We start from the raw sequence: 19,886 nt of genomic DNA on the forward strand, positions 1-19,886 counted from the left end.
TATATCAATAGCCCGGATCGGCGGTTACCTCCAATATACCGCCTAAACCTTTTAACTTTACCTGAACCGTCATAAACTTTGAATTAGCCGCTTTTTGCAGCTGTATGTTTTCAATAAAAATAACTTTATCCTGTCTTGTTTTTGAAGCACTAAAATTTGCACAGCCCAAATGAGACGAAAGATTATTGTCTGAGCCGTTTACACTCAGACTGAACGGATTATCTGCTGCGATAAAAGGATTGTTTATTGCTTTTATTCCCGTATTTTCATCTACACGAAACAAAGGATGATTGGAAAAACTTTTTTGTTCCCACTGTGTTTTTGATGCATCGGTCAATGAACCTTTCGGTATAAGATGAAAGAAAAGATGATTTTTTTTCGCAAGAGCCGCATTATCGGGAATACTTGCAAACCCCGACTTTTCTATCGGTTTAATTGCCGTAATATCGTTTTGATTTACAATCTGTTCATTGGTTGCAATACAAAGTTTTATCGTAACCGTACCTGTGTAGTCATCGGCATCGATTCCGCCGTTTTTAGGCTGAAAGGCACCGTACGAAATATCAAGTGCAAGGTGTTCATCTGAATCTTTATTCTGATACAGAGCAGCGTAGTTTTGAATTTTTGTTTTAAATCCCTCAGTAAAAAGATTTACCGGCGCTTGCCCGGATTTTTTTGCAAAAGCATAAAAGGACGAAGCAAATTCCTTCGAATCAACTTTTATAGCAATGTCGGCGGTTTTATCCAAAATATACTTGAATACATCCTTTGCTTCAAAATAGTCTTTTTTCAGCGACGAATTTAAATGGGTAAACGAAAATTCCGTATTCTTGACAAGTGTTTCTGTCCCGCCCTCGGTGAGTTTTCGGAACACAACGCTCGGCTGTACCCACACTTTCGTACCGACCGCTTGCGCCTCTGCCACCAGTGTATAGCTGTCGTGTTCGCCAAGTTCTATGGTTGTTACGGAATCACTCAGCATAAACGATAATTTTTTTACCAGCTTTTTTCCGCTCGGGTCTTTTTTTACTTCTTCAATATATTTTGCAAGCGAATAATTGTGTTCTATAGCGTCGTCCAAATTAAGCTCGCAATCGGCAATCGATTGTATCGTTTTACCTGCAAGCGGATGCGTAAATCCGGTTACGGAAATCTTTTGGGAAAAGTTTTTACCGTCTTTCGTCCCCTTTACTTCAACCGTAAAGGTACCGGCTTCATCATCATACGCAATCATTTTTCTTTCGGTAAAGGTAATGCCGCTTGCCGGAGTGCCGTTTGTAATCTTTTTGGCGGCTGCCGAAGCGGTGATATGTCCCTTTGAGAGAGAGAACGCCGTAAGCACGTCCGATTCCGTCAATGTAATCAAATTTTGCGGAGGAGTAGATGGGACACCGGGTGTTTCCGATGACCCCTTATGATCTAACGGTGAATTACAGCTTGTCATTCCGATAGCTATCACCGCTGTTATGCAGAGTATTAGTCTCTTCATTTATACCTCATTAAAAAATATTTCCCGGCCTTTAAAGCCCGGTTCTTTCGTTTTACCCTATAGGAATTGCCAAAAGGCAAACGATGCCCTTAGCCGGTTTCCCCGTCAATGCCCCAACAATTGTATAACTTTTGATAATAAAAACGTATTTGTAATAGAGATGTCGAATGGCTTTATTATAATTTAAGCCACCAGCTACTGAAAAAGACCGTTCCACGGATATCTTTTTAACTTACACGGTAACTATATAGGATTTCTGTGAATGAATCAAGCAGATTAAAGCATATTTTTTTAGATTTTTGGAATAATACCGATTTTTAGTTCTGCGGCAGAATCATATCTTCGGAAGTATCGCCTTCAATATGCAAAAAAACCCTGTTAGGCATACAGGCATTCCAATCCCCTGCTTTTTTGAGTGCCGCAGCATTCACACAGGTTTTATTGGGACACGGCGAATCGGAGATAAAGGCGGTATTATGTTCTATCCGGATGGTAGTATTGCCGATTGCACCGGGTACAACTACCGTGCGCGGTTCGGTAAGCGGGTATATCCATTTACCGCTTGGCGTTTCAATCACCAGCCGCTGTATGTGATTCTTTCCGGTATAGAGGAAAAAGCCCGCCCACAGGGAAACGGTAATAATAGAAGCAAAAATAAGATAATCAAAAACACGCAAACGGCGAAAAATAGGAATCATACGCTATACTCTTTTCTTGTTTTTCGAGTTAGAAGTGCTCGTTGTATTTTACCGTTAATACCTTTTGCAAAAAAAGTTTGCAGCAAATCCTTGTTATCCATTGTTTTCCGATATCCGAACTCGATCTGTTTTTTGGGATTGGAAAAATCATGGGAAGAACGAGCACTTGTCAAATTGATAAACGCCGTGGGGTATTCATTCGGTTGCAATGCAATATGAGCGGTAGTACAGGCAAGCGTTCTCGTCAATACTGCAATCGAGGTATCCAATTCGGAAGCGGTAACCGGTTCAAGTGCACCGAAGGTGAGAGCAAGGATATTTTTATAGCCCTGGTTGCGGGCAACCCATACGGGGGTATTATCCATCACACAAGCGTCGATCAGCATTTGTTTTTGCTGCTTAACGGGAATAAAAAGCCCCGGATAAGAAGCGCTCGCTCGCATCGCATCTGCTAAAAGACCTGACTGTAAAATGACCTCTTTACCGCTGCACAGATCCAAGGCATTGCAAAAAAAAGGGATGCTGCAGTCTTTAAAAGATTTGCAACCGGAAAGTTCCAGAAAGAATTTATGGGCTTTTTCACCCGAATCCGCCCCCGTGCCGGAAAGCATACGGGTAATCAATGTACCGTACTGAATAATCTGATTAAGCGCGTGTTTAAAAAGCGGAATGTGCCTGCCGCCTACATAGCGGTTAACATCGAAGGGTTGCTCGAAAACAGCTTCCATATCCCGAACCGATTTTCCGCTTGCATATAAACCGCCGATAATCGATCCCATCGAGCAGCCGACGATGCAGTCAGGCTTAGGAAAGTTTAATTCTTCAAGTGCTTTAAAAAAACCGATATAAGCGAGGCCTGCAGCTCCGCCTCCGGATAACACGAGTGCCCATTTCATAGTAACTGGTAGTATACAAAAAAATGCGATATACGCCTATAGTGCGATTGTCCTATGATGATACCCTGCTTGAAGAAAGTTATAAATTATAGTATCTTTGCAATACGTTCGGCGTTATCAATTTTAGCGGAGGATAGATATGGCGATTACTGACGCGCAGTTTCAATTGGTTACCTTTCAGCTCGGTGAAGAGCTTTACGGTGTCGATATAATGGATGTAAAAGAGATAGTAAAGGTTCAAGAAGTCCGACAGATTCCGAATGCACCGTATTACGTCGAAGGTTTTTTCCATTTGAGAAATGAAATTATACCGATTATCAGTTTGCATAAACGGTTCCATCTTAAGAAGGCGGATTTGGACGGTGACGATGAATATTTGGGAGGATTTATCATCCTTAAAATCGGAAAATATAAAATCGGTATTGTGATTGACCGCATCGCACGTGTCGTTATGGTACGGCAAGAAGATGTTCAGCCGCCGCCCCAGATGATTACCGGTATCGGCACCGAATATATCAATGGGGTTATCCGCCAAGACTCCGGCTATCTTATCCTATTGGATATCCGCAGATTGTTTAATCCGAAAGAATTACAAAAACTTACCACTTTCTAGCATGCCGATACCTGTTTATAGCTCTACCATCCGCCGCTCGGAAATGGATGCCGTACTCACTTGCATGGTTGAAGAAAAAATCGGCCCGGGCGAGATGAATCAAAAACTCATTAAGTTGGTACGCGAACTCTATGGGGCGGAAGGTGCTCTTGCTTTGCGCAGTCCAGCGATGGCCTTGGTTTATACGCTGAAGATGTTCGACCTTCCTGAAAAGGCGGGCATTTTATTGTCAGCACTCGCCCCTTCGTGGCAATATATCGAAGTAGTACGAAACGGATTTACACCGATTGTCTTGGATGTCGATCCGTTGACCGGCTTGGTTACGCTCGAGGCGGTTGAAGAAGGGATTAAGCAAGGCGGTAGAGTGCTGGTACTACACGAAACGCTCGGCAACGTCCCCGATATGGAAGCGTTTACAGCTCTTTCAATTCCGATTATCGAAGATATTTCCCAAAGCGCCGGAGCCCTGTACGGAGAAAAACGGGCAGGAACCTTCGGTTCGTTTGCGATACTGGGACTCGAAGAACGCGACATTTTAACGGGCGGCGGCGGCGGTATCTTGATTGCTACAGAGCGGCGCAATGCCTCCGTACTAAAAAATATGGCAGAAACTATTCCGATAACCGATTTTTTGCCTGACATTAATGCATCGCTTGCCTTTGTGCAGCTTAAAAATATGGAAAAAAATCTCCAGCTTCGCGATGAAATGCGGGAGCTGTATCTCCGTGCGCTTTTGCAGACAAGGCATAAGCCGCTCGTATTTTCCGAAGCGGTAAAAAATCCCGTTTATTCCTTTCCGGTGATACTTGAAAGCGGCTTTAAGGATGTAAAACAATACGTTAACCGCAAAGATATTGAGATAGAGCTCGCCTTTACTAATTCTATTGCGGACTTTTTAAAAGAAGAAAATACATGTATCAATGCGGCGTCACTTCTGCTTCGGACGGTACTCTTTCCGCTCTATCCCCGGCTCGGCCTCAATAATGCAGCGAAGATTGCAAAGGTATTGGGAACACTGCCGTAACGGACACGTATGCAAAAGAATGCCATTATCATCCTAACAACCTATAAGCCGCACGTAGCGGAGATGTCCAAGGAGCTTCTTTGCTTTTTGCAAGAAAACCGGATTCAAGCGGATATCTATGAATATGACGGCTTACCACCGGCAAAACCGATACGGAAGCGGTATGATTTTGCCGTCAGCCTTGGGGGGGACGGTACGGTGCTGTTTGCAGCGCGGTACTGTGCACCGAAAAAAATACCGGTATTTCCCATTAACCTCGGTGAATTCGGCTTTATTGCGGGCGTTGAACCGGCACATTGGAAGCAAGCGCTCGGAGAATACCTCGCAGGGAATGCGGAACACCACGAGCGGCTGATGCTTTCTACCGCCGTGTATCGTAACGGCGAATGCGTCGGCTCCTTCGATGCGCTCAACGATGTGGTTGTTTCAGGCGGCGGTATTGCAAAGCTGATAAACCTCGCACTTTCCTTTAACGGTATCTCTTTCGGCGTATATCGGGCGGACGGCGTTATCGTGTCGAGCCCGACCGGTTCTACCGCATATTCGGCAGCCTCCGGCGGCCCGATTATGGATCCGACGGTTGCGGCCTTTGTTCTTACCCCCATCTCGGCATTTTCCCTGTCAAACCGGCCGGTCGTGCTACCTGCTTCCGGTACGATGCGTATTGAGGTTTTGCATAATCGTCAAAAAGATGTTATTGTATCTATAGACGGACAGGAGTTGTTTCCGCTCTGCGAAGGCGACAAAATTGAAATTAAGATGTCGCGCCACCGATTAAAACTTATCGGGTGTTCGCCGGAAGCGTTTTACACGGCGCTCCGGTCAAAATTAGCGTGGTCGGGAAGTCCGTTGCAGGAATAACACTGCGGCGCGGAGGTTGATATGCTCGAAACCATTTCGGTAAAAAATATTGCGCTTATCGACGAGCTTTCTCTCGATTTTAACGCTCATTTGAATGTGCTGTCGGGAGAAACAGGAGCCGGAAAATCAATTTTGATCGGAGCGCTCAGCTTTTTACTCGGCGGGAAGGTTACCGCGGATATTATCCGCACGGGCGCTGCCGAAGCGGCGGTGTCCGGTACATTCTACCTTGCGAATACCCATCCCGAAGCCGCCGCATGGCTTGACGAGCGCGGCATAGAACCGGAAAACAATCGGATATTGTTGCGACGCACACTGAAAGAAAACGGCCGCGGCGGTATTTGGATTCAAGACACGCAAGTATCCCGTGCCGAACTTGAAGAATTCACCTCCTTTTTAGTTGATATCCACGGTCAGCATGACCATCAATCTCTTTTTAAAACAGCGGAACACCGTCGGTTTTTGGATTCCTACGCAGGCATCCTTGATGAGGTACGGGCATTTAGCCTTCTTTATACCCGCCTCGCCGAAATAAAAGCAAAGCTGGAAACGATCGGCCGTTCCGAAAAAGAGCGTACCGAACGGGCAGACTATCTTGCATTCGTCATCGATGAAATCGACAATGCACGGTTACAACCGGACGAGGACGAGGCGCTTGAGGCGGAAGAAACAAAGCTCTGCCAGTATGAAAAACTGTATGAACAAGTCGAGACGCTGCAAAACCTGTGCACACAGGAACAAGGCATTGTACCGCAGCTTAAAAAACTACAGCATATCTCCGACAGCGTTGCCGCTATCGATCCCGCCGTTCACGAATATGCCGAGCGGATAGAAAACGCCTACTACGAAATGCAGGATATCGGCGAATTTTTCAGCTCGTATCTTTCAAAACTCGTATTTGATCCCGACCGGTTGGAACAGGTGCAAGAGCGGCTTTCCCTTATCAATAAGCTCAAAAAAAAATACGGTGCAACCATCAAGGATATCCTCGCCTATCGGGAATCCGCACACACGGAGCTGGACTCTCTCGGCGAAAGCGAGCAGGATAAAACCGCTCTGGAGAAGGAAGTCCCCGCGCTTGAAGCAAAACTGTTTGCAGCCGGTACCGCCCTTTCTCAAAAGCGGAAAGCTGCCGCAGCGGATCTTCAACAGAACATTCAAACTACCCTCACCCGCCTCGGTATGCCCAAGGTAATATTTACCGTGCAGGTTACGGCAGCCGAACCGAATGGAAATAAGCAGACTGCCGGTCTCTACGGGTTCGATTCGGTAGAATTTTTAATTAGCACCAATCCGGGAGAGCCGGTCAAACCGCTCAACAAAATAGCGTCGGGTGGTGAACTCTCGCGTGTCATGCTGGCACTGAAAACCGTCCTCACCGCAGCCGATGAAGCGGATACCCTGGTATTTGACGAAATAGATACCGGTATCGGCGGGGAGGTCGCCCGCACCGTTGCAGAACATCTGAAAAGATTGTCCGACAATAAACAGATATTATGCATTACACACCTTGCGGTTATTGCCGCCGCTGCCGATACTCATATTAAGATACTGAAAATACAATCCGAACATACAAGCCGCACATCGGCGCAGCAAATAGACGGAGAAGCCCGTATTGAAGAAATTGCACGGATGCTCGCAGGCGATGAGGTGAGTGCCGCTTCACGTATTCATGCAAAAGAGCTATTATCAAGGCAAGGAAGCATAGGATAACACGATATGGATAGTCCACAGCAAGGTACCAATATATACGAAGAACAACTCCGTTACTATCAAGAGGAAATTAATCAAATACTCAAACAGGAAAAAGCGATGACCGAGCTTACCGCAAGAGACCCTGAAGGCAGTATGTATAAAAAAATCATGCTTGTCGACGAGTTGATATATATGGTAACGCTCTATTTAGCACAATATCAAATAGCAGTTTCTTTTTTAGGTAAAAAAAATGAAACGCTGCTCAACGAAGCGCGAAAGGCCATATATAAGGTCATTATCAATCTTGAAGAAATTGTTTCAAACTTTATCGACGCTCCTTTTTCCGACTATGAAGAAAAAGTACGCAAGATTGAACACGTACCCCAAAAACAGCGGTTTTATTTAATCAGAAAATTAGGCTTGGTGATAGATCTCGTCATTCGAGCATACAGCGATAATACCAAATGGAAGTGGTCGTTTGTAGAACTCCAAGGACGATACGCAACAGTTGCTAAAAATATCCTCGATTTAAAGGATACTGCAGAAACAGGCTTTGATCCCCGTTCTCCCGACTACGAAAGTACGATGTTCCACCTTAAACTGGTAAAAAAACTATTACTGCAAGCAGCCGATCAATACCGTGCACGCTACGAAACAGCGACTTCCAGTATAGAAGATTTCAGGCTTGCCATTCAGTATTTGGAAGCTGCACGGCGTATACATATCTTGCTGAACGAACGAAGCGCAGCGGAAGAAGTAAAACGGCAAATTGGAATATGGTCAGATAAGATGGAAAAAGATTTACAGAAGCGGAAAAAAGCATAGAGTATCTTGAAAAAATTTGCCGGATTTTCGGAGGCTCCCTATAACGCAGGCGAAAGAGGAATAACAATGTTCACGAAAGAAATAGTATTCAAACTCTTTGAAGCATTTTCCATTCAGCGGTGGAATGATTTAGTCCGCCCCTTCGATATTGTCGAAATGGACAAGACGGCGGAAAAAATGTTCCTCAGTTTTATCATCGGTAAATATGAAGAAAAGAACGGAAGAACGGTCAATTGGCTTACCATCATTAACCATTCGTTCTTTGAACTGCTGCGCCGCATCGCACTCTGCGATATGAAATCTCCGGTGCAGCGCATTATCCGCTCGGAATATCCCGAAGAATATAAAAAACTGAATCGCTGGGTACTTGATAAATACAAGACAATTATCACCGATCCGCTTTTTCTTGATGAGTTTGCATCCTATCTTTTTGACCCGGCTGACCCTACGGATATAAGTTTTCGAGTGCTGCGCGCTGCACATAAATATTCGGCCATACGAGAACTCGATATGATCCGCATGGTGAACGAACCTTTCCGGCTGACTGAAATCGACAAATGCTTGGAGGCAGACATCGCCGATTTTATGGACTTAACAGGTTTGCAGCTTTTGGTGACACGACAGCAACCGTATTATTTTATTACGGAGATCGAAAAGCTACGGTTCCAAACCCGCTGGAACCAAACGCCGCGGGTACCGGCAACGACAGTACTCGGGCATTCGTACTTTGTTGCCGCGCTGGTTTTCTTAATGAGCCGCACGCTCGAGCTGGCGCCGCACCGGCTTGCGATGAACTTTTTTGCAGCGCTGTTCCACGACTTACCGGAAGCGGTTACCCGCGATATTATTTCTCCGGTAAAGCAGGCAACCGATCGGCTACCCGAAGTGGTTAAGCATATTGAAGATGAAATCGTCGCGAAGGAATTGCTCCCGTTGATGGACGACTTTTACCGCGAAGAGGTACTATACTTTATTCAAGATGAATTTGAAAACCGGATTAAACTGGACGGAGAAACCCGCTGCATAACAAGCGAAGAGCTAAATACAACATACGCGGCGCCTGAGTTCTGCGGGATTGACGGTAAACTGATCCGTGCGGCAGACCACATCGCAGCCTTTGTAGAAGCCGACAGTTCCATCAACTTCGGCATCCGCTCCGAACAGCTGGAAGAAGGCAGGGCAAACATCCTGCACCACTACGGCAAAAACACCGTCATCAACGGCTTTTCCCTAGAAAGCTTTTTTGCATCATACCGCTAAAAAGCGTGTACATAAGAGGTGTTTATTTTAAATGAGAAGGGTAATTACATCAGATAAATAAATACATATCGCAGAATAAATAGGCTGTGAGACCATTTGAACCATCTTCAACTGTTGTACATCCATGTACAACAGTTGAAGGCGAGTTTCGTGCGTGCACAAAACATCGCTGCTGCATGGAACCACCGCCATCCGTGGCGGTTCTGCAGTGTAAGCCTTTTGAAAATAGATGGTGTAGATACCTCATCAACAAATGTACATCCGTATACATTTGTTGATGGCGAGTTTTTGCAATGCAAAAACATCGCTGCTGCGCGGAACCACGGACATCCTGTCCGCTCTGATACGTTGATGATTTTCAGAAGCGGCACGGATGCCGCTAGCTTAAACAGAAGCGATGTTTCGGCTCTGACCGAAACTCGCCGTCAAAAGCGTACACGGAAGTACGCTTTTGACAGTGCGACGCAGTAGATGCGCCGTATATTTTCAAAAGTGTCTGATGCAATTACCCTATGGAGTAGAGAAGATGAATATTGTAGAAATCCCGTTACCGCTGTTGCGGAATGAACTTTCGGCTGTGTCGTTTTTATCTTGCATTGCCGAAGAAGAGCTCGGAGCGCTCGCTCAGTTTTCTCAGCTTTGCGCATTTGACGAAGGAGAGGTACTGATTGCGGAAGGCACGATAAATGCCAATTTTTATATCTTGATGAGCGGATCCCTTGATGTGATAAAACAAGGAAAATGGAATAAACAGGTACATGTCGCAACATTGAAAGATCATGCATCGGTCGGCGAGTCGGCACTTCTGGAGGATGAACTCAGTACCGCAACGGTCCGCGCTGCCGAAGACACGATTGTGTTGATCCTTTCTCGCAGTCAGTTCAAAAAATATATTAACGCCTATCCCAAGGCGGGTTTGGTGATGATGACCTATATCGTCTTCAGCCTGTTGCAAAAGCTGCGCAGTGCAAGCGAAGAGCTCGCCGACGAACGCAGTATGGAATTTGCACAGGAATATTTAACCGCGATGGTTGATATGTTCCAAGAGACTGGAAAAGACGGAAGCTCCGGCTTAGACGATGAGGCGCGATAATTCCGCGATTAAATCTTTACCGTCCCATATTGTATCCATTTCCATCGCCTGCCCTAACGCGGCAATTCGGTCGATACCTGACGCACGGCGCTGCGCAAAAAACCGAGCAAGTCCTTCCCGCCGGTAGCCTTCCGCACAAAGCGTTTGCACCTTGAACGAGAGCAGCGGCAGTAATTCTTCCTTAGCGCGAATTTCGGTTTCAAAGAAAAAGCCGAATGTTCCGCGCAGTGTTTCCACCGCATTGGCAGGCAGTCTCGCCAAAGTCGCAACATATAAAAGGTTACCCGCATACTGTTTGACGGAGATTTTCTCCGGCAAGGTCATCGCCGCAAGACACAGCTGCTCGTATTTCCGCGCCGCCTGATAGGCGCCGAATCGGTACGCCGATTGAGCTTCCGCCGCAACCTTTTCCCACCAGCGGAGACGCACTGTAGAATCACCTCCATCGTTTTCCCACACAACAAGGTGCGGGGCGGAACAGGCATTTTGATCCATCAAATACGTATCGTTGTAAAACCGGTGTGCCCATGCGGCGAGTGTTTCTTCATCCGCTTGGGAAAACACCGCTTGACTGAACAGCGCAAACGACCATCGGTCGGGGAATACCAGTTCAACCGCATGGGGCGGAAGCGGAAGCGCACGCATGCGGCGTATCGTTTCGTCCCCGCCCCACACTACCCGTGCATCGCAATCGGCCGTATAGGCAGCGGTTATCGCGTCATCCCTGCCATAGCTGATAAACGATGTCCGCCGTTTTATTGGTTCAAACTCCGGGCGATCCAGCACCCGGCCGATGCAGGCGCAGAGCAATGTGCTGATTTCGCCGCCCCGCTCCGACAGCCGTACGATGTTTGCGTTCCCTGCGAGCAGTCCGATTGTATATGAATAGGCAAACATCGTCGGCACGTTTGAAGGCGCAATATGGAACGCAAGCCCCCGCCCGAGCCGCGGAAAAGGCGAATCATGGCGCTTAGCCAAGGCTTCAAGATGCGCCCTACGGCACCAGAAGCCGAATGCAGCAATCTCCGATACGGAATGCAGTTCCGATGCGCCGATTTCAGCCGACACCGCTGCAAGGAACTCCATTGCCTCCGGTGAAAACACGGGATACGGTTCCCTTTCCGGCTGCAAAACACCTGCCAACAACGTTACGGCGGCTTTTTTATCACTGTTTGGATCAGTAATTTGCCTGCTTACTACGGCGCTTTGCGGCGATATGATAACTTCATCGGTTTTCGTTTGCATGGGCATCATCCTTCATACGTGTCGCTGCATCCCCTTATTTCCGCGCGCGGGATACGTCCGGTAATGGAAAAATACTTACCGAGCCGCCCGCAGGGACAGTCATCCTCTCCTAACAGCACACCGGTATCCTCAGTCAACAGCGAATGCCCCGGGTACGATCCGGGCAGCGGCGAGAGCACCTGCACAATTCCCTGCTCCCCGACACCGCACACGCTGAAATCCTTTGCTCGCCTAAAAAGCACGTCAGACCAAATGCTTGCGTGCAAATGCCCCTCAGGGCATTCCATATAAATACAACCGGTCTGTTCCGCCATACCGTAATAGTTGCTGATACGCGCAATGCCGGTCGCAGCGGTTATTCGCGCTTTAAACTCTTCCGGAGAAACAGCCTCGTTAATGAGGTTCTTCCAGCCGCCGCCGTGTATCAGTATCCCATTCGGAATATCGAGGCGTATCTTTTTTTCTTCAAGAACACGGATTACGTGTTTATAGATGATAAAGGTAAAACCGAAGGCGAGCACCGGCTCATTCGCATGTTCGGCAAGAAAGTGTTGAACAGCCGGAATATCAAGCTCCATATTTTCGTCAAGCGCGTAACAGGTACGGGAGGCCAGCAAAGAGAAGCCCAAAATACCGGCTCCTCGTGCCGAAAACATCTTCCTGTCCCGCAGCGTTTTTTTCGTATCGAACACTAAATAGGGAATCCTGTTTCCACCGGCAAAATCGGCAATAATCCGGTACAGCACCTGTTGCTGATTCGCCGCCGTTTCCGCATCCAAATAAATCTGCGAAACACGCTGGCCGGTCGTTCCTGATGAGGTGAGCGTTTTAAACACCGCCTCTTCGGGAACACTCTTAAGCGAAAACTCCTTAAAAACCGACACTGGCAGCATCGGCGCCGTCTCCGCCGAAAAAGCAGCATTCTCCGGAATACCTAAGGCTTTTAACAATCGGCCGTACGGCTCGCAATGGTTGCGGTGAAAGGCCGTCCGTTTCGTCAGCAGCTCGGTGTATGCCGCCGCTTTTTCTTGATGCGTCAATGAATACGGTTTCAGCTGTATAAATTTATCTATGGTCATGATAATGATAATCCTTGCCGTGCCCGGGGTAAATATGAATACCGACCGGTAATGTTGCTAAGAAGGGTTCCGTGATTTCGTGATAGTCTTTTTCGCTGCCGCCGGGAAGCCGCAAAATCACCTCCCTGCCCGGCAACAAATAATCACCCGAAAAAAAGATATCGTCATCAAGAAAAATACCGACGCTGCCTGCGGTATGCCCGGGCAACGGCACAAAGCGGAACGTATGCCCGCGCCAGTCCAGCGTACAGGCCTCGCTATATGTTTTATCCGCAGGGCGGCACACAAACGGGGCATAGGACACGCCCGACTTGCCGAAAAAGGTGAGATACACCTCCATCATCCGCGACATATTGAGCCGCGCATTCTGCATCCCGACATTACACTGCTCGCTCGCCATTACCTGTGCATCGGGAAAACGCTCCCTCATCGGATCCAATCCCGCCGTATGATCGCAGTGCTCATGCGTTAAAAGTATCCATTCAGGCCGTAAGCCTTTTTGCTCCAGCACCGAAAGCGGCCCCGTAGGGTCGTTCGGATCAATCACCACGCAGGGAGCGACCTCGTTCCCGTGTCTTTCTTTATGTTCGTATATAATATAGCAGTTGCTTTCGGCCAGAGGCTCCGTCCACACCGAAATCGCTACGGCAGACACTTAAATCTCTACACCGTATTTCGCAAGGATCGTTTTGCCTTTCTCGTAAGTTGAAAATTCCAAAACATCCAGCGTACTTAAATTAATTCCGAACGTTTCTTCGATAAGGCCTACCAAGTCCATGTGCCCAACCGAATCCCATTCTTTCAAACCGCGGTACTTTAATCCGGGTAAATCCTCTTTTTTAACCGGAAAATTCTGTAAAAAAATGCGGTCATATTTTTCAAGATTTGTCATTTTCATCTCCTCTATAAGTCCGTGTGTATTTTGCTTCGTATAAACTATTTCATAATTAAACGATTTATACGAGATATGTCGGTTATTTTATAAGCTATAAGATATCCGATAATTGTACATAAATTAGTTAAGATAAAAGCAATAACGATCATATTATAATAAGATAAACGCAGAGAAAAAATAATAAACGGTATGAAAAAAATATAGACAATACCTGTTTCGACAAAAACAGTATTAATAAATTTATTTCTTAATTGCATTTCTGCGCGTAAAAAAGATACGAGAGAATCCGTCAATAGTAAAAAAATAATAGTTTTTAAATAAAATTGAAATATCCGACTATTATCAGATAATCCATAAATATTCACTATATTCGTTAGGAAAATACGTATTATAACATAAATAAATAAAATAAAGATTGAATTTAATAGAATAGAATAAAGCTTTTCTTTAAGCGAGGTATTTCCTAAAATGACAGCAGTTCTATAGGTGCTGATAGGTATTACGGAAATAAGGTTATTAAATTCAAATATAATACTAAATTGAAGAATAACAGGCATAGTGTAAGCAGAATCGGAATGAGCTAATACCATTCCGTATACAATTGCCATCCCTACTTTTAATAGTACAATTCTTGAAAATTCCTTATAGATATTATTTTTTGATTTATTAACTAAAGCCATTTGAATACGCCGATTTCTATGGAGTAAATTTACCCGCAAGCTAATTATATAGCCGACACTTGTTACTATCGTTACTAATAACGTAGCAAAAAAACAGCCGATGTATCCAAAGATGTTTAAAAACCAGTAATCAAGAATATAATTGATAAAAATACTGATAAACGAAATAATTAAAACGATATATCCTTTTTTTTTAAAATGTAGTAATGATGTCGTACTTAATTGCAGCCAACGGAATGGAATAGTAACGGTAATTATAATCAATACGAAAAAAAACTCTTGAAATGGCATATTTAATTTTTTATTCATTTGGAGTGTAAAAAATAAAACCATTGAAACGATAGCAGAAATACATCCAATAATTATGCCGCAATAACAAGAAAACGGGATTAAACTATTTTGAATAGCGCCGGAACGGTAATGCGAAACAGTAACTAAGCACGTTGGAATTACTGATAGAGCAATAATAAAATCGAAAATAGAAATTTGTGAGAAAAAAGAAAGAAAAACGATTGTATTCGGGAAATTACGTAAAAAATACAAATCGGTTTGAGTCAAAATACGAGAAAAGCTGAGGGATATAAGCATAGGAAAAAATATTTTTCCCCATTCGAATACTTTTATCTCTTTAAGAAACAAGATATATCTTCTCCCTGATTGCATTCTCCAATACCATTTGTATATATTATTATTGGGCATCTTTCAAAAACTTGGTTAGATCTTTAGAAGATGCTCCATCAGCAAAGCCGATACCGAGGGTAAAAAGCGGATAGCCTTTACTCTCCAAAAAGCAGGCTGTCCTAGTAAACCTGTTCGAAAACTTCCGTTTCGGAACAGGTTACTTTGAAATGCGATATTCACGCATCGCGCTATCTGTGCGATGCGTGAACTCATCGGTCTGTTTGGCAGCGCAGTTATCGCATCATGCCTAGTATTTGCAGTTAAAGCGCTTTTCGAATTCAGCTTTTAATTCTTCGCGGAAATCGGGATGTGCAATTGCAATCAGATTATGCGCACGCTGCTTTAATGTCAAGCCTTTCAGCGCGGCAATGCCGTATTCGGTAACGACATAGTCCACATCATTGCGGCTTGTAGTAACGGCAGCGCCTTCATCCAACAGCGGAACGATCTTCGAAATCTTGCCCTTTACCGTTGCCGGCATTGCCATAATCGAAACACCGCCCTTGCTTGCGGATGCGCCGCGCACAAAGTCAACCTGTCCGCCGACGCCGGAGAACTGCTTAAGTCCGATGGTTTCGGAAGCGACCTGTCCCATCAAATCTACCTGTACGCAGGAGTTAATCGAAATCAGACAATCATTCTGTGCAACGATGAACGGGTTATTCACATAGTCAACCGGACGCATATCGACATCGGGATTATGATTGACAAAATCATACAGCCTTTTGGTACCCATCAAGAAGTTGACGATAAACTTTCCGGGATGCAGCGTCTTTTTCTTGTTGGTAATAACACCCGCTTCTGCAAGTTCGACTACGCCGTCCGAGAACATTTCGGAGTGGATACCCAAATCTTTTTTACCTTTAAGGAACAACAGGACGGCGTCGGGAATAGCGCCGATACCGAGCTGGAGGGTTGCTCCGTCGGGAATAAGCGAGGCGCAATGCTCTCCGATTGCTCTTTCTATATCACCGATCTTAGGCGGCGGCAATTCAATCAACGGTTCATTGTGTTCGACAATAAAGTCGAGGTCTTGTACCGAAACGAGACTGTTCGGGCCTGTCCACGGCATTTCCTTATTGACCTGCGCGATAACGGTTTTTGCCTGTTTTACCGCTTCCTGTGTGTAATCGACGGATACGCCGAGTGAGCACATACCGTTCTCATCGGGCGGGCTGACGGTTACCATTGCCACATCGACCGGTAAGGTTGTTCTGAACAGCCGGGGAATTTCAAAAAAGAAACACGGTGTATAATCCGCACGTCCTGCAGCAACTGCCTCGCGTGTGCTTCCACCGACAAACAGCGCATTGTGCCGAAAGTTTTCGGCATATTCCGGCTGGCAATACTTACCGCCGCCCATTGCAACCATGTGGACGATTTCGACATTTTTATATGCCGCGGCGTTATCCACCATCGCATTCACCAAGTGAGCAGGCTCTCCGCAGGCATGGCCAATCACAACGCGGTTCCCCGACTTAATGTGCTTGACAGCCTCTGCAGCAGTTGTCAAATGCTCCTGATAATACTTCTTCCAATCAGACATACGATACTCCTTTCCATACATTTTTTATGTTTTGAAATACGTTCGTGCGCTGCACAAACGTATTTCAAAACCCGTTAAGAGTGCTCGGAAACTGCGATTCCCGAGTCTTTCTTTAAAAACATCCGTTCCCTTACCGCATGGCAAGGGTTACTTCGGCATCGGCGGCTAAATCACCGTCCGAAAAGATTTGGCCGCGGCAGCTCACCCAGCCTAATTCCACCCGCTCTTCCAAAAGCGTACTGTAGATTTCGAGCGTATCGCCTAAAAGAATTTTCTTGCGGAAGTTCGCTTTTTTAATTCCCATAAAGAGCGGGGTTTTACCGACATACCGATCGAGCGTTAACAGCAAAATGTCCGCCGCCTGAGCAATCGCTTCAACGGCACACACCCCCGGAAATATCGGATTATCGGGAAAGTGTCCTTTTAACAAACTCAATTCAGGCGTAACGGAAAAGGACGCCTTAACTTCCTTACCGGGAACAAGCGTAGAGACCGTGTCGATAAACAGCATCGGCGGCCGCTGCGGCAGTATTTCCAACACTTGCTCATGGGTTAACGAACGCTCCTCTTGTTTCGCACACGCTTCCGCACAAACTTCTTTAATAAAATCCCGCGCCGGTAAAAGGTCTTCCCAGCCGCCGATTTTAAACAAGCGGCCTGTCGGCACGGAAATATCGTCGCGTTTTGCACAATCGGTTGGGCAGCCCGCAACGATAAGCGCGGCCAGATAGGGAGTTCCCGCCTGCGCCGTTACGAACTCAACCTCCGGCACCAGCGTTTCGAGGCGGCGAATAACGGCAACCCTGTCGTATCGGTTATTACATCCGCCGCAATAGCGTACGCCGATCGAAATCTTATCCGCCATGGCGTTGTTTTAAAATGGATCGAGCCTCATCCAACAAACTCTGACTCACTTCATTTATTAAAACGGCTTGTTTTACTTCCGGCATGTGTTCCATCAGCTCCGTTTGAATAAGATTCTCGGTGGTAAAATCGGCAGCGGGACAGCCCGCACAATGCCCGTGCAATTTGAACTTAACTACACCGTCCGTAAAATCCACTACCTGCATATCGCCGCCGTGAGCTCTCAACAGCGGTCGCACATAAGTATCCAATGTCTTTTCCAGTTCCTCGTACATGCAGGCATCTCCTTTTACCAATAAAATTTTTTCTATATAATAGCCGATTATTTCGTTCGATTTACCTTGGAATGGAACTTAATCGGCTGCATAGAGGCTGTCCCAAAAATCAGTTATTCTCAAGACAGCCTCGTACTATTCATCCATACGGAGAGCTTAATGCTCGCCGTTTCCCAGCAACGTTCTACGTTGTACGTTGAGGACGATAATTAGTTTTCCGCCTTTTCGGCCTGCTTTGCAGCTTCTTTTTTGTTCGAATCATAGAGCAGTGCAAAAAGAACAAGACCGACGACGAGCCCCCATGCGGCGCCGCGCATTGCCAAAACAGCGCCCATAACACCGCAAATACCGCGTTCAATATTGGTTTTGCACATATTCATCGCAAGCTGCGTACAAATGTAACCTTGTACGATCAGCGTTAACGAAAGCGCAAGCGGCAAAGACGGCTGCAACAGAGAAGAAATAGGCAGCAGCGCAACGGCTACGAATGTCGAAAGACGGAACGTACCGAAACCGCTATAAATTGATTCCATCGCTTTCGGACTTTCCTTATAACGCTGAGAAACTGCTGCGGTCACAGCTGCCCACAGCGGGCCGCACATTTGCGTATACGGACAGGTCATTGACATTGCCACATTACGAATACCGCTAACGAGGTTCGACCGGTTTGCGTTAAAGTCGATCTTTTCATCCTGCCGAACTTCATCGGCTTCTCTGATGAGTGCTTCCGAAGTAACAAAGTCGCCGAATGCGATGATATACGTAACAATCGCTACGGGAATGGCAGCAGCCCAAACTTTCATACTCGGCCATCCGATTGCGAATGGAGAAAGCTGATTCCAAATATCCGCAAAATCGGGCACTTTAATAAGCGGCCACCATTGTACATGGGGAATGGCAAATTCGCCGGCGAGCGGGCCCACTACGACACCAATTAAAATTGCAGGCAGCATACCGAATTTACCGATTGAATCGATGAGTTTATTCTTCCTACGCATATCCGCCCAAATCGGGCTGAATAAACAAAAATACGCCACGATAATTCCGATAGTGATGGAAATGGGATATTTATCAAAACGGCCGGTAGCCTTAAATTCACCTAAAACAGCCGCAATACCACCACCCATCAAAACACCGGCTTTTACGGAATTCGGCACGACTTTAACCATCTTACCGCCCAAACCGGTGATGCCGAATACCAAAAAGATAAGTCCGAGACACATCTGCACGGCAATCAAGGCTTGAGTCCGCTCCGGTCCCATTACATAGCCGTTAGTTAAAAAAGCCGTAATCAGCGGGATTGCGGGTGTAACCCATCCCGGAACGACCGGATCGCCGAGTAATACATGCAGCGTATAGAAGAAGCCGTTGATGATAACCATCGATAACGCTACTTCATAGCTGACACCCAAGACTTCGGTTAATACCGGAATAGCTCCCAAACAGGTCGCGCACATAAAGAGCGCCTGAAACATCTCCGGAAAAGACCACGCATAGTGAATGAAAGGTAACCGAATCTTAAACGGTCCCGCCGGCCAATACGCTTGCTCACCGCCGTACTCACGATAGCGGCTTTTAAACTGCATTTGCGCATCTGTCATAAAAATCCCCCTTAAAGCCTTTCTTAAATCAAGACTTTATCATTTACCGCACTGGTCATTCAACACTACTGCGGCCTATATAGTTATTATATAAGCAATATCTATGCCAATCTCTCCTTTTGCAAATAGATGACGCATCTACTTCGTTGCTGCGCACAAATTAATCCTCAACGTATCAGAACCGCCACGGACGGCGGTGGGTTTATGCAGTAGCGAGTTTTTCGCTAGAAAAACTCGTCGTTGAACAACGTACACGGATGTACGTTGTTCAACAGGTTATTTTCAAAAGCAGTGTTCCCATGCAGTAGCAATATTTGTGAAAGCAAAATATTACTTCTGAAGATCCTCAACGTATCAGAACGTCCACGGATGGACGGGAAATCAACAACCCCGACGCAAGCGTCGGGATATTAAACCCTCCGCACGAATAAAACAAGAGCGATGTTTTTGCTGTGCAAAAACTCGCCGTCAGCAAATGTACACGGATGTACATTTGCTGACATCGATAATTATGGTATTAAAGAAATTATGGTATTAAAAAAAAAGCGGCTTTTTAGCATTTCCGT

The 19,886-nt window shown here is 46.0% G+C and carries 20 protein-coding genes; 8 read left to right on the forward strand and 12 right to left on the reverse strand.

Translation table 11 applies throughout. The features are described from left to right. Window positions 1–4: 4 nt before the first annotated feature. The 3 genes from E4N69_RS07185 to E4N69_RS07195 form a co-directional block, all read right to left on the reverse strand. The gene (locus E4N69_RS07185; protein WP_253823403.1) at window positions 5–1,489 is read right to left on the reverse strand and encodes a lipoprotein 17-related variable surface protein; all 1,485 of its coding nucleotides are present in this window, start codon (window positions 1,487–1,489) and stop codon (window positions 5–7) included. Window positions 1,490–1,806: 317 nt separating this feature from the next. Continuing rightward, a complete protein-coding gene (locus tag E4N69_RS07190) occupies window positions 1,807–2,187 on the reverse strand; it encodes a NusG domain II-containing protein (RefSeq protein ID WP_162663676.1) in 381 nt (126 codons plus the stop codon). After that, on the reverse strand, window positions 2,184–3,083 hold the full coding sequence (locus E4N69_RS07195) for a patatin-like phospholipase family protein (protein ID WP_253823404.1): 900 nt from the start codon (window positions 3,081–3,083) through the stop codon (window positions 2,184–2,186). The genes E4N69_RS07190 and E4N69_RS07195 overlap by 4 nt, the downstream gene beginning before the upstream one ends. Before the next feature lie 139 nt (window positions 3,084–3,222). Between E4N69_RS07195 and E4N69_RS07200 the strand changes: the two genes are divergently transcribed. The 8 genes from E4N69_RS07200 (at window position 3,223) to E4N69_RS07235 (ending at window position 10,454) form a co-directional block, all read left to right on the forward strand. After that, window positions 3,223–3,696 (forward strand): chemotaxis protein CheW, encoded by a 474-nt coding sequence (locus E4N69_RS07200; RefSeq protein WP_044016249.1) that lies wholly within the window; start codon window positions 3,223–3,225, stop codon window positions 3,694–3,696. A gap of 1 nt (window position 3,697) precedes the next feature. Further along, window positions 3,698–4,720 (forward strand): DegT/DnrJ/EryC1/StrS family aminotransferase, encoded by a 1,023-nt coding sequence (locus E4N69_RS07205; protein WP_253713902.1) that lies wholly within the window; start codon window positions 3,698–3,700, stop codon window positions 4,718–4,720. A 9-nt stretch (window positions 4,721–4,729) separates the two neighbouring features. Next, on the forward strand, window positions 4,730–5,581 hold the full coding sequence (locus tag E4N69_RS07210; RefSeq protein ID WP_162663678.1) for an NAD(+)/NADH kinase: 852 nt from the start codon (window positions 4,730–4,732) through the stop codon (window positions 5,579–5,581). Between the two features lie 21 nt (window positions 5,582–5,602). After that, window positions 5,603–7,294: a DNA repair protein RecN gene (gene recN / locus E4N69_RS07215; RefSeq protein WP_253823405.1), complete on the forward strand. Its 1,692-nt coding sequence runs from the start codon at window positions 5,603–5,605 to the stop codon at window positions 7,292–7,294. Window positions 7,295–7,300: 6 nt separating this feature from the next. Beyond that, window positions 7,301–8,101, forward strand: a complete 801-nt coding sequence (locus E4N69_RS07220) for a hypothetical protein (RefSeq protein ID WP_253823406.1) — start codon at window positions 7,301–7,303, stop codon at window positions 8,099–8,101. Window positions 8,102–8,167: 66 nt separating this feature from the next. Beyond that, window positions 8,168–9,361, forward strand: a complete 1,194-nt coding sequence (locus E4N69_RS07225) for an HD domain-containing protein (protein WP_253713904.1) — start codon at window positions 8,168–8,170, stop codon at window positions 9,359–9,361. A gap of 150 nt (window positions 9,362–9,511) precedes the next feature. Continuing rightward, window positions 9,512–9,832, forward strand: coding sequence for a hypothetical protein (locus tag E4N69_RS07230; RefSeq protein ID WP_040859193.1), 321 nt, complete (start codon window positions 9,512–9,514; stop codon window positions 9,830–9,832). A 55-nt stretch (window positions 9,833–9,887) separates the two neighbouring features. Further along, window positions 9,888–10,454, forward strand: a complete 567-nt coding sequence (locus E4N69_RS07235) for a cyclic nucleotide-binding domain-containing protein (protein WP_253713905.1) — start codon at window positions 9,888–9,890, stop codon at window positions 10,452–10,454. On the opposite strand, the gene E4N69_RS07240 is transcribed toward E4N69_RS07235, so the two are convergent. The 9 genes from E4N69_RS07240 to E4N69_RS07280 form a co-directional block, all read right to left on the reverse strand. After that, on the reverse strand, window positions 10,434–11,699 hold the full coding sequence (locus tag E4N69_RS07240; protein ID WP_253823407.1) for an acyl-CoA reductase: 1,266 nt from the start codon (window positions 11,697–11,699) through the stop codon (window positions 10,434–10,436). The two genes, E4N69_RS07235 and E4N69_RS07240, sit on opposite strands and share 21 nt — an antisense overlap. A gap of 5 nt (window positions 11,700–11,704) precedes the next feature. Next, entirely contained in the window at window positions 11,705–12,778 is a 1,074-nt protein-coding gene (locus E4N69_RS07245; RefSeq protein ID WP_253823408.1) for a LuxE/PaaK family acyltransferase, read from the reverse strand. Beyond that, the gene (locus E4N69_RS07250; RefSeq protein WP_253823409.1) at window positions 12,765–13,433 is read right to left on the reverse strand and encodes an MBL fold metallo-hydrolase; all 669 of its coding nucleotides are present in this window, start codon (window positions 13,431–13,433) and stop codon (window positions 12,765–12,767) included. The genes E4N69_RS07245 and E4N69_RS07250 overlap by 14 nt, the downstream gene beginning before the upstream one ends. Beyond that, a complete protein-coding gene (locus tag E4N69_RS07255; protein ID WP_006188701.1) occupies window positions 13,434–13,670 on the reverse strand; it encodes an acyl carrier protein in 237 nt (78 codons plus the stop codon). 44 nt (window positions 13,671–13,714) lie between these two features. Further along, entirely contained in the window at window positions 13,715–15,016 is a 1,302-nt protein-coding gene (locus E4N69_RS07260) for a hypothetical protein (RefSeq protein WP_253823410.1), read from the reverse strand. A gap of 265 nt (window positions 15,017–15,281) precedes the next feature. Continuing rightward, window positions 15,282–16,580, reverse strand: coding sequence for an acetyl-CoA hydrolase/transferase family protein (locus tag E4N69_RS07265; protein ID WP_162663687.1), 1,299 nt, complete (start codon window positions 16,578–16,580; stop codon window positions 15,282–15,284). 130 nt (window positions 16,581–16,710) lie between these two features. Continuing rightward, window positions 16,711–17,445, reverse strand: a complete 735-nt coding sequence (locus E4N69_RS07270) for a 3-hydroxyacyl-ACP dehydratase FabZ family protein (RefSeq protein ID WP_253823411.1) — start codon at window positions 17,443–17,445, stop codon at window positions 16,711–16,713. After that, entirely contained in the window at window positions 17,435–17,719 is a 285-nt protein-coding gene (locus E4N69_RS07275; RefSeq protein WP_016517772.1) for a NifU family protein, read from the reverse strand. The genes E4N69_RS07270 and E4N69_RS07275 overlap by 11 nt, the downstream gene beginning before the upstream one ends. Window positions 17,720–17,928: 209 nt before the next feature. Then, on the reverse strand, window positions 17,929–19,320 hold the full coding sequence (locus E4N69_RS07280; protein WP_253713912.1) for a hypothetical protein: 1,392 nt from the start codon (window positions 19,318–19,320) through the stop codon (window positions 17,929–17,931). Window positions 19,321–19,886 lie beyond the last annotated feature (566 nt).

Source organism: Treponema sp. OMZ 906, assembly GCF_024181185.1.
GTDB lineage: Bacteria > Spirochaetota > Spirochaetia > Treponematales > Treponemataceae > Treponema.